The organism is Alicyclobacillus macrosporangiidus CPP55 (assembly GCF_000702485.1).
Classification (GTDB): domain Bacteria; phylum Bacillota; class Bacilli; order Alicyclobacillales; family Alicyclobacillaceae; genus Alicyclobacillus_H; species Alicyclobacillus_H macrosporangiidus_B.
The window spans coordinates 1005624-1019632 of record NZ_JNIL01000001.1 but is presented as its reverse complement, the minus strand read 5'-3'; the positions used below and the strand labels follow the sequence as shown (position 1 = coordinate 1019632).

Below are 14009 nucleotides of genomic sequence, written 5' to 3'. Positions count from 1 at the left end.
CGGAGGACGGAGGTGAGTACATGCCGACCACGCTGTTGGCGGTCGTCGCCCTGGCGTTGATTGTCCTGAGCGCTTGGGTTTGGATGAATGTGTGGTTGGTCCGCCGCGCACGCGAGCGGCGTGCTGCAGACCCGTCGGCTGGGCCGACGGAAGCCCGGGAGGCAGGAGCAGGCGGTTCGGCGGAGCAGCGAAGGGCCGAAGCGCGGGAAGATCGATCCCCGGTGCGGGCCATCCGGAACCAGGGCGCGGTGGACCAGGGGCCCGCCCCGGCACCTGATGCCGCTTCGGCACCGCGTTCCCAGGCGGCCGGCAGCGACGAGCCGACACGTTCTGTGTCCGCGGCCGACGCAGAGGGTGCCGGATGGGATACCCGCCCCACCGCAGTGGAGATCTTGCAGGACGGAGAGGGCGATACGCGGCGGCGGGTCTTCGAACACCCCAAACGGCCCTTTGTGCTCAACGGTGTCAGTGTGCCGGCATTCACGTCGGGGCCTTGGATGGAGTGTTTCACACGCCTCACGGAAGACGCGAGGGTGTTGGGCTGGGTGGCGTTCCAGGGAGAGACCCTGGGCGCGGCCGATCGAGAATACGACCCAGGTTTTCTCGATGTGCTGCGCACCTACCGGCGGACGGTGGAACGAGTTCGCAAGGAGGTCGGTCTGTCGCACGTGGTGGAGACCTCCATCACGGGAGACGAAGGGAAGGTTTGGTTTCTGACGGGGCTCGACGACACCTGGTTCGCCCTGTTCGTTGAACGGGAGACGGACGTCGACGAACTGAGCCGGCGGCTGTTGTCGACGGTGACCGAGGTGGAGCCGCAGGCGTGAGGGGAGCCTCCGGGGCATCGCTTGCCGGCGGGACCGGCAGGGCGGAATACACGGACAGGCGGACGCGTACAGTGTAGGGACATGCTGTGCGCGATGGCATGGCGCGCACCCTGGGGAGGGGTACCATGCAGATCGCCCTGTCCATGCTCCTGGCGTTGGCGATGATCCTGTTCGGGGCGGAACTGTTCACAAATGCGGTGGAATGGCTCGGGGCGAAACTGCACCTCGGCCAAGGGGCGGTGGGCAGTGTGTTGGCGGCCCTGGGCACAGCCTTGCCGGAGGCGGCGGTCCCGGTGGCTGCCATCCTGCTCGGGGGCGGAAGCCACGCCGCGGAGGAGGTCGGCATCGGGGGAATTCTCGGGGCGCCGTTTCTGCTCGTCACCCTCGGCTCCGCCATTGTCGCCATTTCCCTGCTGCTGGTCCACCGGCGTGTGGATGACCGCGCGCATCTGGCGGTGCAGCGGCAGTCGTTCCAGCGGGACATAACCTACTTCTTGATTGCGTACGCGCTGAGCCTGTTGGTCGGCTGCGTGCAGAGCGAATGGGTGCACAAAGCGGCGCCGGTGGTGCTCGTCTGTGTGTATGCGGTGTTTGTCGTACAGACGATGCGGGATAAATCGGTGCAGGGCTCCCATGCGCATCTCGCCCCCCTGTATTTGCAGTGGAAACAGGCGCAGCCCAGCGGGTTCGCGGTCTTGATGCAGTTGGTCGCGGCCTTGGCCCTGATTGTCGGCGGCGCGCAGCTGTTGGCCGCCGGAGTGGAGCGCATCGCGGTCTGGTTGAACATACCGCCCTTCGTCCTTTCGGCCTTGCTGATCCCTCTGGCGACGGAGTTGCCGGAGACGCTCAACAGCGTCGTCTGGATCCGCCAGGGCAAGGACGCACTGGCGATGGGCAACATCACGGGGGCGATGGTGTTTCAGAGCACCGTGGTTCCCGCCCTCGGCATCTGGCTGACGGGGTGGAACCTGACCGAGCAAGCGATGTTGACGGGAGGGTTGACGCTGGCGGCCGGGGCGCTCATCTTCGGTGCCTTTCGGCTGAGAGGCCGGGTGATGCCCAGCGTCCTGTTCGCAGCGTCCCTGTTGTATTGGATTCTGCCCTTGCACACGGTGGCCGTGCGGTACGGCGTCTTGTCCGCCTATTGGCTGGGGTGGGCCGTGGTGGCCTGCGCGATGATGGCGCTCCTCGGCGCCGGGTGGTGGCCGCGGCGGGTGTGATGCCCGAATGGCAGATGTGTTACAATAAAGTCTGCCCTTTGGCAGGCAGGAGGAGGATGACTATGGCAAAAGAAGTCACGGACGCGACCTTCGCGGCGTTTGTACAGTCGGATAAGCCGGTGCTGATCGACTTTTGGGCGACTTGGTGCGGCCCGTGCCGGATGATGGCGCCGGTCATCGAGGAAATCGCTGAGGAGTATGCGGACCGGCTCGAGGTGGGCAAGCTCGACGTCGACCAAAACCCACAGACGGCGAGCCAGTATGGCATCATGAGCATCCCGACGTTGTTGGTGTTTAAGGACGGACAGGTGGTCAAGCAACTCATCGGTTACCGATCCAAGGCCGATCTGGTCAGCCAACTGGCCGACGTGCTGTGAGGGCGATCCTATGTCGGATCCAGAACGGCCCGGTTCCAGGGTATCCTGGAGCCGGGCCGCTTTGTTTGCCGCACCGCCCTCCGTCAGGTGCTGGTCATGGCAGTCACCTCGGCCAGACTGGCGTCCACGGCGGCGAGGGTCTCCTCGATGTCCGCGTCGGTATGCTGGGCGGATACAAACCACGCCTCGTACTTGGAGGGGGCGATGAACACGCCGCGCCGCAGCAGAGCGTGAAAGAGGGCGGCGAAGCGTCGCCCGTCCGTCGCTTGGGCCCCCGCGTAGTCGCGGACGCGATGGGACCCAAAGAAGACCGTGAAAGCACCACCGACCCGGTTGATGGTGATGGCCACGCCGTGCCGCTGTGCGGAAGCGAGGATGCCTTGCTCCAAGGCCGCGCCCAGGCGGTCCATGTGGCGGTAGACCTCGGGATCCCTGAGCACCTCGAGGCACGCCAACCCTGTGCGCATCGAGGCCGGATTGCCGGCCATGGTGCCCGCCTGGTACACCGGCCCGAGCGGGGCCACCGACTCCATCACATCCCGCCGGCCGCCGTAGGCGCCGATGGGCAGGCCGCCGCCGATGATCTTGCCGAGGGCGTACAGATCGGCGTGCACGCCGTACAGCTGGGCCGCCGTACCGTAGTGGAAGCGGAAGGCGGTGATCACCTCGTCGAAGATCACCAGTGCGCCTACCCGGTGAGCCCGGGCGATGACCTCCGCCAGGTAATCCGGCTGCTCCGGCGGGACGATCCCGAAGTTGCCCACGATGGGCTCGACGAGCACCGCGGCCAGGTCCTCTCCGTGGACGGCGAGCGCCTCGTCGTACGCCTCGAGGTCGTTGTACGGAACCGTGATCACCTCGCCGGCGATGGCGCGCGTCACGCCCGCGCTGTCGGGCACGCCGATGGAGGACGGCCCTGAGCCGGCGGCGACCAAAACCGCGTCGGAGTGGCCGTGGTAACAACCGGCGAACTTCAGGATCTTGTTGCGGCCGGTCGCTCCGCGGGCGACACGAATGGTGGTCATCACCGCCTCGGTGCCGGAGTTGACAAAGCGCACCCGCTCCAGGTCCGGGATGGCCGCCCGCAGCGTCTCCGCGAACTCCACCTCCCACTTCGTCGGGGTCCCGTACAGGATCCCGTCGTAGGTGGCTGCCCGCAGCGCCTCCATCACCCGGGGATGGGCGTGCCCCAGCACCAGGGGCCCGTAGGCCGCCAGATAGTCGATGTACGTGTTCCCGTCCACGTCGATGAACCGCGACCCTTGTGCGCGCGCCATCACCACCGGCGTGCCGCCGCCCACCGATTTGAATGAGCGCGACGGGCTGTTCACCCCGCCGAGGATCACGGCGTCGGCGCGCCGCTGCCAGAGGTGGCTCTGTGTGAAATCCATCGCCTCTCCCCCTTCCGAATTCGAGTTCCATCGTATCACAACCCTGCGCCTAACAGCCCCGGTTTCGGCGGCACGTTCGCATGGCCCTCCTTCGCACCCGGTGGGGACGGTTGTGGTACAGTAGGAGGATGGAAACGGATGAAAGGAGTGGATGGGCCATGGCGCAGGACAGGCGTTCCGCACTGCGGGGACTGCCCGCCGTACACCGGCTGCTCGGCGATCCGGCCGTCCGGGAGGCACTGGCACCCATCCCCGGCGGGCTGTGGGTCCCCGCCTTGCAGGACGCCCTCGCGGAGCTTCGGGCGATGTGGGCGGCGGGATCGCCCGATCCCGCGGTGTGGGCAAAGGAGACGACGGCGGAGGCGATCGCCGCCCGCGCCCGGGGCCTGGCGGACCGCAAGCTGGCCGCCCATCTGCGCCCTGTGCTCAACCTGACGGGGACGGTGCTGCACACGAATCTGGGCCGCGCGCCGTTGTCCAAGCGGGCCATCCAGGCCATCTGCGCGGTGGCGGAGGGGTACAGCAATCTGGAGTTCGACCTCGCGAGCGGCGAGCGGGGCTCTCGCCACGCGCACGTGGAACGGCGGTTGCAGGCGCTGTGCGGCGCCGAGGCGGCGCTGGTGGTCAACAACAACGCCGCGGCGGTGCTGCTGGTCCTCTCCGCACTGGCCGCCGGGGGCGAGGCGGTGGTGTCGAGGGGGCAGCTGGTGGAGATCGGCGGATCGTTTCGGATCCCGGACGTCATGGCCCAGGCGGGCGTCCGTTTGGTGGAGGTTGGAGCGACCAACAAGACGCACCTGGCGGATTTCGAGCGGGCCATCACGCCACAGACCCGCCTGTTGGTTCGGGTGCACACGAGCAATTACCGGATTGTCGGATTCACGGAGCAGCCGTCGCTTCGCGAGCTGGCGGCCCTCGCCCACCGGAACGGGTTGGCTCTGTACGAAGACCTGGGCAGCGGGGCCTTGTTCGACTTCGCGGCACGTGGCATCGGCGATGAGCCGACGGTCGCCGCGAGCCTGCGGGCCGGCGTGGACGTGGTGACGTTCAGCGGGGACAAACTGCTCGGGTCCGCCCAGGCGGGCATCATCGCGGGGGCGGCCAAGTGGATTGAACCGATGCGCAAGCACCCCTTGATGCGGGCGCTTCGCCCGGACAAGCTGACCCTGGCGGCCCTCGACGCGACGCTCGCGGCGTATTCGGACGACGCCTGGGCCGCCGAGGAGATCCCGGTCGTCCGCATGCTCACCGAATCGTACGAATCCGTCGCTACCCGCTGCCGGGCGTTGGCGGAGCGGTTGCGCTCCACCATGGAGGCGGCCCAGGTGCGCCTGGAGGAGGCCGACGTCGCGTCGCGGGTCGGGGGCGGGGCGCTGCCGCAGGTGGAGCTGCCCTCCCGGGCGTTGCGCCTGAGGGCCGCTCACGTGAGCGCACAGCAGTTGTTCGACGACCTGCGCACGGTGCCGGCAGTGCCCGTCGTCGGGCGGCTCGCCCAAGACGCGGTCCTGCTCGATGTGCGCACCCTCTTGCCGGGGCAGGAGGACACCTTGGTTCACAGCGTCGAGGCTGTCGCGGCGCACCTGCGCGCGCGGGTTTGAGCGGCCGCTCCAGGCTTGTTTCGCCCTTCGGGTGTATTCCCTTCCGTTCGCCCAGCCACACTACGGGAGGACGCTCCGACTTTGGACGGGAGGCGATAGCCGATGCGGGTGCGGGACACGGAGGGGGCGCGCATCCACGAGCTGTCGGACGCGCTGTACACACCGCGCCAGGAGGCGGAACAGCTGCTGGGCGACGAGGAGGACTGGGATTGGCCGGAGGACTGGGAACCGGCCCCGCGGGAATGGAACCTGCGCATACAGCGGATGCGCAGGCATTGACAATGTTTTCGCCCTTTCGTATACTGGCCTGTATCATGAATAGCGATTCGATGACGGGGAGAAGTACCGCCCGCGCCTCGGCGTCCAGAGAGACCTGCCTGGGCTGGGAGCAGGTTCGCGGGCCTGGCGGGAAAGACACCCCCGATGAACCGGTGTGAACGGGTGAGCAGAACCGCAGCGTACAGGCCCTGCGCGGCACCCCAAAGCACCGGCGGCGGCGCCCGTTACGCGCGAACGAGATGGACGAGCGCCCAGGGCGTTTTGTCCAAGCAGGGTGGCACCGCGGAACCACGCCCTTTCGCCCCTGCCCATTGGCAGGCGAAAGGGCGTTTTGATTTTCACGATATGGCCCCTGGGCCAGGACGGGAGGGAAACGGCATGTTGACACAACGGCCGCGGGGGACGGCCGACATCCTGCCCGGCGAGATCGAACAGTGGCAGGCGATGGAACAGATCATCCGCGACACGTGCGCGCTGTACCACTTCGAGGAGGTGCGCACGCCGGTGTTCGAGCACACCGAACTGTTCGCGCGCGGCGTCGGCGAGACCACGGACATCGTCTCGAAGGAGATGTATACGTTTACCGATCGCGGCGGCCGCAGCGTCACCCTCCGCCCCGAGGGCACCGCAGGGGTGGTCCGGGCGTTCGTGGAGAACAAACTGTACGGCCTGCCGCACACCGTCAAGCTCTACTACATCGGGCCCATGTTCCGCTATGAAAAACCGCAGCGGGGCCGCTGGCGGCAGTTCCACCAGTACGGTGTCGAGGTGTTGGGCGCCGAGCACCCGGCTGCGGATGCCGAAGTGATCGCCGTCAATCTGGACCTGTTGCGGCGCTTCGGCCTGCGGGACCTGACGGTGGAGCTCAATTCCGTCGGCTGTCCGGTGTGCCGGCCGCGCCACCGCGAGCAGATGCTGGAGCGGTTGCGGCCGGTGGCCGACCGGTTATGCGGAGACTGCCAGCAGCGGTTGGAGCGCAATCCGCTGCGCATCTTCGATTGCAAGAACGACCGTTGCCAGCAGGTGTTGGCCGAGGTGGGCGCGCCCACCATCCTGGAGAGCCTGTGTGACGACTGCCGCCGCCACTTCGAGCAGGTGCGCGCGTTTCTGGACGCGATGGACGTGCCCTATGTCATCAATGACCGGTTGGTGCGCGGGCTCGACTATTACACCCGCACCGCCTGGGAGGTGACCGTGCCCGGGTTCAGCTCTGTGGGCGGGGGCGGCCGGTACAACGGCCTGGTGGCCGAGGTGGGCGGGCCCGAGACGCCCGGGGTTGGGTTCGCCGGGAGCATCGAGCGCGCCCTGATGGTCCTGCGCGAGCAGGGGGGCGCGTTGCCAGGGGCGTCAGGGGTCGACGTATGGGTGGCGGTCGCCGACGAGTCGGCTGAGGTGCCCGCCATGCGCCTGCTGCAGCAACTGCGGTCCGAGGGGATTCGCGCCGATCGGGACTACCTCGGCAAGGGATTGAAAGCCCAATTGAAATCGGCCGACCGGATGCAGGCCGCCTACTGCGCCATCCTCGGTGCGGACGAGGTGGCGCGCGGGACGGTGACCGTCAAGGACCTGCGCACCGGCGCCCAGACGGAGGTCCCGGCGGAAGAAGTCGTCCATCACGTGAGAAAGGGAGGCATCGAGGATGGTTCGACAACCTGAACTGTACCGCACCCATCGCGCCCTGGAGGCGCTCGACGTGCCCCCGGGCACGGAGGTGGTCCTCTCTGGCTGGGTGCAGCGCCGGCGGGACCTCGGCAGCATCATTTTCATCGACCTGCGGGATCGAAGCGGGATCATCCAATTGGTCTTCGATCCCGCGCGGGGCACGCCGCCGGAGGTCATGGCGGAGGCGGAGCGGCTGCGCAGCGAGTACGTCATCAACGTGGCCGGCCCTGTGGAGCGGCGGGCGGAGCACACCGTCAACCCGCGCCTGGAGACGGGCACCATCGAGGTGCTGGTGCGCCGCCTGGAGACGCTCAACGCGGCCAAGCATCCGCCGTTTTACATCGAGGACGACATCGACGTGGACGAGGCGGTGCGCCTGCGCCACCGCTACCTGGACCTGCGCCGGCCGCAGATGCAGCGGATGCTGATGCTGCGCCATCAGGTGACGCGCGCGCTGCGGGAGTTCCTCGACGCGCGCGGCTTTGTGGAAGTGGAGACCCCCATCCTGACGCGCAGCACGCCGGAGGGGGCGCGCGACTACCTGGTTCCGAGCCGCCTGCAGCCGGGCGAGTTCTACGCCCTGCCGCAGTCGCCACAGCTGTTCAAACAGCTCTTGATGGTCGCCGGCCTCGAGCGCTATTACCAGTTGGCCCGCTGCTTCCGGGACGAGGATCTGCGCGCCGACCGGCAGCCGGAGTTCACGCAGCTGGACATTGAGCAGTCGTTTCTGTCCCTGGCGGAGTTCCAGTCGATGATGGAGCAGATGATGCAGCACGTCTTTCGGACGGTGCTCGGCGTCGAGATCCCGGTACCGTTCCAGCGCCTGCCCTACCAGGAGGCGATGGAGCGCTACGGCTCGGATAAACCGGATCTGCGCTTCGAGATGCCCCTGTCCGACCTGGCGGACATCGTCCGGGACGCGCCTTTTCGGGTGTTCCAAGAGGCCATCGCCCAGGGTGGGGTGGTCAAGGCCCTGGTGGCGCCGGGGTGCGCCGGGTGGTCCCGCAAGCAGACCGACGAGCTGGTGCAGTTTGTGGGCACGTTTGGGATGAAGGGGCTCGCGCCCATCGCCGTCGCGGACGGGGCGTTCCGCTCCCCCATCGCCAAGTTCTTCTCGCCGGAGCAGCTCACGGCCATCGCCGAGCGAGCGGGTGCGGGAGACGGCGACCTGATCCTGATCGGCGCGGGGCCCCGGGCGACGGTGTTGCAGGCCATGGGTGCTCTTCGGTCGAAACTGGGCCATGATCTCGGCCTCATCGATCCGGACGCCTTCCGCTTCCTCTGGGTGACCGATTTCCCGCTGCTGTCTTACGACGAGGAGGAGGGCCGCTGGGTGGCGGAACACCACCCGTTCACCATGCCCCGGTGGGAGGATATTGACAAACTGGAGTCCGATCCGGGGGCGGTGCGTGCGCAGGCGTACGACATGGTGCTCAACGGCTTCGAGCTGGGGGGTGGCAGCATGCGCATCTACCGGCGCGAGCTGCAGGAGCGCATGTTCCAAGCCCTCGGGTTCACGCCGGAGGAGGCGTACCGGCAGTTCGGCTTCTTGCTCGAGGCGTTCGAGTACGGCACGCCGCCGCACGGCGGGATCGCCTTCGGGATCGACCGTTTGGTGATGATCATGGGCAAAGGCAAATCGCTGCGCGACTGCATCGCCTTTCCGAAGACTTCGAGCGGCACCGACCTGATGACGATGGCGCCGTCGGAAGTCAGCCCGCAGCAGTTGGAGGTCCTGCATCTGGCGGTCAAGGGCCCGGCGGCCAAGCCGCAGGGGAAGGCAGCGGTGGCTCCCAGGGTTTGACGCTTGCACTTGGGTGCGGTCGGTGCTAGGATGAAGTCACAGCACAGCGGGGAAACCCGTAGCGCTCCCTGCGCTGTTCGTGTGAGCCTTAAGCCGGTTATTTGAGCCAACACGAACCGAAAAGGGAGCCCGGGGTCTCGTCGGCGCGCACACGCCTCAAGGGCATCGCCCTTCGTGGACGTGCAAGTCGGATGAGCAGGGCACCCACCTGCGAGAGAGCAGGTTCAAAACGGGGGCTTCACGGCAGAAGCGGGGTTTCCTTCATGGGTGAACAGGGCGGCGTTCGCACGGTCATCCGCCCGCCGAAAGGCAGTCCGTCTGGACTGCCTTTTTGAGTTGCCTGCTGGGCGCGGGAAGACTATAATAGGCTAATGTTGAGTATATTAGTAGGAAATGGGGCGCTGAAATTGCCGGATTGGATAGACCTGCGCAGCGACACGGTCACGAAGCCGACCGACGAGATGCGACGGGCGATGGCCGAGGCGGAAGTGGGAGACGATGTGTACGGCGAGGACCCCACGGTGCGCCGGCTGGAAGAGCTGGCGGCGGAGATGCTCGGCAAGGAGGCAGGGTTGTTGGTCACCTCCGGGACCCAGGGCAACCAGGTGGCCATCGCGACCCATGCTGGCCGGGGGGAGGAGGTCATCGCCGAGGCGAATTCACACATCTTCCTCTACGAGGCGGCGGCGGTTGCGGCCATCGCGGGGGCGCAGATCCGCCAGATCCCCGGGGTGCGTGGAGCGCTTCCACCGGAGGCGGTGGCACAGGCCATCCGCGAGCCGAACGTCCACCACCCCAGGACGGCCCTGATTGAGGTCGAGAACACCCACAACCGCGCTGGGGGGACCGTCATCCCGTTGGACAACCTCCGTGCGCTCCGGGCGATCGCAGACCGGCACGGGGTGCCGATCCACATGGACGGTGCGCGGTTGTTCAACGCGGCCGTGGCGTCGGGCGTGCCGGCGCGCCGCTTCGCCGAGCTGGCGGACACGGTCCAGGTGTGCCTGTCGAAGGGCCTGTGTGCGCCGGTGGGGTCAGTGCTGGCCGGCCCGCGGGCGTTCATCGAGGCGGCACGGCAGTGGCGCAAGCGGCTCGGCGGCGGGATGCGGCAGGCCGGCGTGATCGCGGCGCCGGGCATCCTTGCGCTGACGAAGATGGTGGACCGGCTGGCCGAGGATCACGCGAACGCTCGGGTGTTGGCGGAAGGGTTGGCCGAGGTTCCGGGAATTCGTGTGGATCTGGACACGGTGCAGACCAACATCGTGCTGGCGGACATCGGCGGGACGGGCCTGGCGGCAGACGCATTTCTGGCAGCGCTCCGAAAGGAGGGCGTCCTCGCGTCCGCCTTCGGCGAGGCGCTGCTCCGTTTCGTGACGCATCGGGACGTGGATCGCGCCGGCGTCCTGCGCGCCCTGGATGCGGCCGCCCGGGTCGCGAAGGGGGGCGTTCTGGCCTGATGGACCTGTTCGAGGCGCAGGCTGAACGCGAGCAGGAGCTGGAGGCGCCTCTGGCGCACCGCATGCGCCCGCGCACCCTCGACGAGGTGGTCGGACAGGCGCACGTGGTCGGGCCAGGGTCGTCCTTGCGGCGGGCCATCGAGACGGATCGCCTGCGGTCCGTGATCTTTTACGGGCCGCCCGGTACCGGCAAGACCACGTTGGCCCACGTGATCGCCCGCGCCACGAAGGCCCGGTTTGCCTCCCTGAACGCGGTTTCCTCCGGCGTGGCGGACATCCGGCACGTCATCGAGCAGGCCAAGGAGGAGCGGCGGTTGTACGGGCGGCGGACGGTCCTGTTCATCGACGAGATCCACCGCTTCAACAAGGCCCAGCAGGACGCGCTGTTGCCCTTCGTGGAGCGTGGGTTGGTGACGCTCATCGGCGCGACGACGGAGAATCCGTACGTTCAGGTGAACGCGGCCCTGGTCTCCCGCTCCCAGGTGTATCGGCTCGATCCCCTGGACGCGGCGGACATCCGACGGTTGCTGGAGCGGGCCTTGGCGGACGGGGAGCGGGGGCTCGGGGCGTACGCCGCGACCGTGACAGATGCGGCGTTGGACGTCATCGTCCGCTTTGCGGCGGGAGACGCCCGGCGCGCATTGAACGCCCTCGAGTTGGCGGTCACGACCGCGCCGGTGGGGGCGGACGGGCGCGTCGAGGTAGACGAGGAGCACGCCCGCGCGGCCATTCAGCAGCGCCAGGTGGTGTACGACACGGGCGGGGACGAGCACTACGACACCATCTCGGCGTTCATCAAGTCGGTGCGCGGATCGGACGCCGACGCCGCCATCCTGTGGCTGGCGAAGATGCTGACGGCGGGCGAGGACCCGATGTTCATCGCCAGGCGCCTGGTCATCTTGGCTGCCGAGGACATCGGGCTGGCGGACCCGCAGGCGTTGCCGCTGGCGGTGGCGGCGATGCACGCGGTACAAGCCATCGGCATGCCGGAAGGGCGGATACCGTTGGCGGAGGCGACGGCGTATCTGGCACGGGCGCCCAAGTCCAACGCCGCTTACCGAGCCATCAACGAGGCGATGCACGACGTGGCGCAGGGACTGCCGCTGACCGTCCCACCCCACCTGCGGGGCACAGGGTACCGGGGCGCCGAGCAGCTGGGTAGCGGGATCGGCTACCTGTATCCGCATGATTACCCGGGCCACTGGGTGGAACAGGACTATTGGCCTGTGGGGGTGGCCCCTCGCAAATACCTCCAGGAGGATTCGCAACATCAGGAAGCACAAGGGGAGGCGACGCCGTGAAGATCTCGACAAAAGGGCGATACGGTCTGATGCTGTTGGTGGACCTGGCGATGCACGAGTCGGGTTCACCGGTCTCGTTGAAATCCATCGCGGAACGGCAGGGATTGTCGGAGCACTACTTGGAGCAACTGATTGCGCCGCTGCGCAACGCGGGCTTTGTCCGCAGCATCCGCGGGGCGTATGGCGGCTACGTCCTGGCGAAACCGAAGACCGAGATCACCGCGGCCGACATCATCCTGACCTTGGAGGGACCGCTGCACCTGGTGGACGAGGATGTGGAGGACGGCCTGGACGAGCTCTGGGAGCGCCTGCGCCAGGCCATCCTGTCGGTGCTCAAGTCGGTCACTCTGCAGGATCTGGCGGAGATGAAGGAGAGCGGGGCCGATTCGTACATGTACTACATTTGATCGGTCGGGCCCGCTTCGCCGTGCGGAGGCGAAAGCAATGGTGTATCTGGACAATGCGGCCACGACCCCCCTGCTGCCTGAGGTGCGCGAGGCGATGACGCCGTACCTGGACGAGCGGTTCGGCAATCCGTCGAGTATCCACCGGTTCGGCCGCGAGGTCCGCGCCGGCATCGAGGAGGCGCGGCGGCAGGTGGCCGAGGGCATCGGCGCGCGCCCGGACGAGGTGGTGTTCACCAGCGGAGGGACGGAGTCGGTGCACCTGGCGCTCATGGGCGCATGGCTGGCCGCGGGGGCGCGCCGCCACGTCGTGACCAGCCAGGCGGAACATCACGCGGTTCTCCACACCTGTGAATTGATCGAACAGTTGGGCGCGAAGGTGACCTTCGTGGCCCCGGGCCCGGATGGCTCGGTGGGCGTGGACGCGGTGCTCGAAGCCCTCCAGGAAGACACGGGCGTCGTGAGCCTGATGCGGGTGAACAACGAGACCGGTGCGGTCACGGAGGTTGACGCCATCGCCCGCGCGGTGAAACGGGTCCATCCGGAGATCGTGGTGCACTCCGACATGGTTCAAGCCCTCGGGGCTGTACCGATCGCCTTGGCGGATTCGGCCGTCGATCTCGCCAGTTTCTCCGCCCACAAGTTGCACGGTCCAAAGGGGATCGGTGCGCTGTATGTCCGCAGGGGGACCCGTTGGCAGCCCGTCTTGCGGGGCGGGGCACAGGAGCGAGGACGGCGCGCCGGGACGGAGCATGCGGCGGGCATCGTCGGCTTCGGTGCAGCCGTGGCCCGGGTGACGGGGGCCGGAGACCACGGCGAGCGCGTCCAGCGGGCGCGGGAAGCCTTTCTCGAAGCGCTCGAGGGGCTTCCGGGGGTCGAATACAACAGCCCGCCGTCGGGAGTCCCGGGGATTGTCAACCTGGCGTTTACCGGTGTCCGCGCGGACGTGTTGTTGATGCGCCTGGACCTCGAAGGTGTCGCGGCGTCGGCGGGCGCGGCTTGTACAGCGGGCAGCCCGGAGCCGAGCCACGTCCTCTTGGCGTGCGGGCATCCGGAGGCGCGGGTTCGTTCATCCGTGCGATTCAGCTTCTCCGAATTGACCGACCCGGAAGAGGCAGCATGGGCGGGCCGGACGGTACGGCGGGTGGTGGATGCGCTTCGGCGGTGAGGCGCGGAACGCCGGGGCCGTCGTGGCGAGGGACTCGTCTGCCATCGACGGGTGTGCGGTGTGCCAGGGATATCACAAAATCGTCACGCGTGAAAGGCGTCGAAGGGTGACGGAGACTGTCGAATTTCCGTTTTCTGGCTTGCCTTTCATACCCGGCTGCGCTACCATGAGGTAGGTCGCCCAAGTAACTCACCTTTTTTCAGCACAACATCCTGGAATCACCCCCGAGCAGGCTGCGGGGGTCGTCGTGTGCCGTCCTGCGCCTGTTTACTGATTTCCACTTCTGGATACGCTAGGAGTATCATGTAAGGTCTTCCCAAAGGAGATTGAGTCATGCGCTGTCCACATTGTCACTGCAGGGATATTGGAAAGATCGGTGCGAATCAGTATTACTGCTGGGGTTGCTTCATGGAGTTCAACGTCTCGGGCGACGACATCAAGGTTTACGAGGTCGCGGAAGACGGATCCCTGGTCGCTGTGGAGTATTCGCCGGACTCGCTCGAACTGGGCACCGGCACGGT

12 protein-coding genes and 1 other RNA gene are annotated in these 14009 nt (G+C 67.3%); 12 read left to right on the top strand and 1 reads right to left on the bottom strand.

Going from position 1 to position 14009, the window contains the following annotated elements; genetic code table 11:
* The first annotated feature begins 20 nt into the window (after window positions 1–20).
* The 3 genes from N687_RS0105375 to trxA all read left to right on the top strand — a co-directional run bounded on the left by N687_RS0105375 (window position 21) and on the right by trxA (window position 2424).
* The gene (locus tag N687_RS0105375) at window positions 21–827 is read left to right on the top strand and encodes a hypothetical protein (RefSeq protein ID WP_035462070.1); all 807 of its coding nucleotides are present in this window, start codon (window positions 21–23) and stop codon (window positions 825–827) included.
* Between the two features lie 125 nt (window positions 828–952).
* Entirely contained in the window at window positions 953–2047 is a 1095-nt protein-coding gene (locus N687_RS0105370) for a sodium:calcium antiporter (RefSeq protein ID WP_029420880.1), read from the top strand.
* Window positions 2048–2109: 62 nt separating this feature from the next.
* A complete protein-coding gene (gene trxA / locus N687_RS0105365) occupies window positions 2110–2424 on the top strand; it encodes a thioredoxin (RefSeq protein ID WP_156040046.1) in 315 nt (104 codons plus the stop codon).
* 83 nt (window positions 2425–2507) lie between these two features.
* Here the strand turns inward: trxA and N687_RS0105360 are convergent, their stop codons facing one another.
* Entirely contained in the window at window positions 2508–3815 is a 1308-nt protein-coding gene (locus tag N687_RS0105360; RefSeq protein ID WP_029420878.1) for a glutamate-1-semialdehyde 2,1-aminomutase, read from the bottom strand.
* 158 nt (window positions 3816–3973) lie between these two features.
* Here N687_RS0105360 and selA point away from each other — a divergent pair, with 158 nt between their 5' ends.
* The 9 genes from selA to N687_RS0105320 all read left to right on the top strand — a co-directional run bounded on the left by selA (window position 3974) and on the right by N687_RS0105320 (window position 13488).
* Window positions 3974–5413 (top strand): L-seryl-tRNA(Sec) selenium transferase, encoded by a 1440-nt coding sequence (selA, locus tag N687_RS0105355; RefSeq protein ID WP_029420877.1) that lies wholly within the window; start codon window positions 3974–3976, stop codon window positions 5411–5413.
* Window positions 5414–5515: 102 nt separating this feature from the next.
* Window positions 5516–5692, top strand: coding sequence for a hypothetical protein (locus N687_RS23730; RefSeq protein ID WP_156040045.1), 177 nt, complete (start codon window positions 5516–5518; stop codon window positions 5690–5692).
* 378 nt (window positions 5693–6070) lie between these two features.
* On the top strand, window positions 6071–7348 hold the full coding sequence (gene hisS, locus N687_RS0105345; RefSeq protein ID WP_029420876.1) for a histidine--tRNA ligase: 1278 nt from the start codon (window positions 6071–6073) through the stop codon (window positions 7346–7348).
* Window positions 7332–9158 carry an aspartate--tRNA ligase gene (gene aspS, locus N687_RS0105340; RefSeq protein ID WP_051662972.1) on the top strand — a complete coding sequence of 609 codons (1827 nt, stop codon included), beginning with the start codon at window positions 7332–7334 and terminating at the stop codon, window positions 9156–9158. The genes hisS and aspS overlap by 17 nt, the downstream gene beginning before the upstream one ends.
* 62 nt (window positions 9159–9220) lie before the next feature.
* A non-coding RNA gene (gene ssrS, locus N687_RS22875) (6S RNA) lies at window positions 9221–9418 on the top strand.
* A 111-nt stretch (window positions 9419–9529) separates the two neighbouring features.
* Window positions 9530–10615, top strand: coding sequence for a threonine aldolase family protein (locus N687_RS0105335; protein ID WP_051662971.1), 1086 nt, complete (start codon window positions 9530–9532; stop codon window positions 10613–10615).
* The gene (locus tag N687_RS0105330; protein WP_035462069.1) at window positions 10615–11916 is read left to right on the top strand and encodes a replication-associated recombination protein A; all 1302 of its coding nucleotides are present in this window, start codon (window positions 10615–10617) and stop codon (window positions 11914–11916) included. Before N687_RS0105335 ends, N687_RS0105330 begins: the two co-directional genes overlap by 1 nt.
* Window positions 11913–12323, top strand: coding sequence for a cysteine metabolism transcriptional regulator CymR (gene cymR / locus N687_RS0105325; RefSeq protein WP_029420872.1), 411 nt, complete (start codon window positions 11913–11915; stop codon window positions 12321–12323). The genes N687_RS0105330 and cymR overlap by 4 nt, the downstream gene beginning before the upstream one ends.
* A 37-nt stretch (window positions 12324–12360) precedes the next feature.
* Window positions 12361–13488 (top strand): cysteine desulfurase family protein, encoded by a 1128-nt coding sequence (locus tag N687_RS0105320; protein WP_029420871.1) that lies wholly within the window; start codon window positions 12361–12363, stop codon window positions 13486–13488.
* Window positions 13489–14009: the final 521 nt, after the last annotated feature.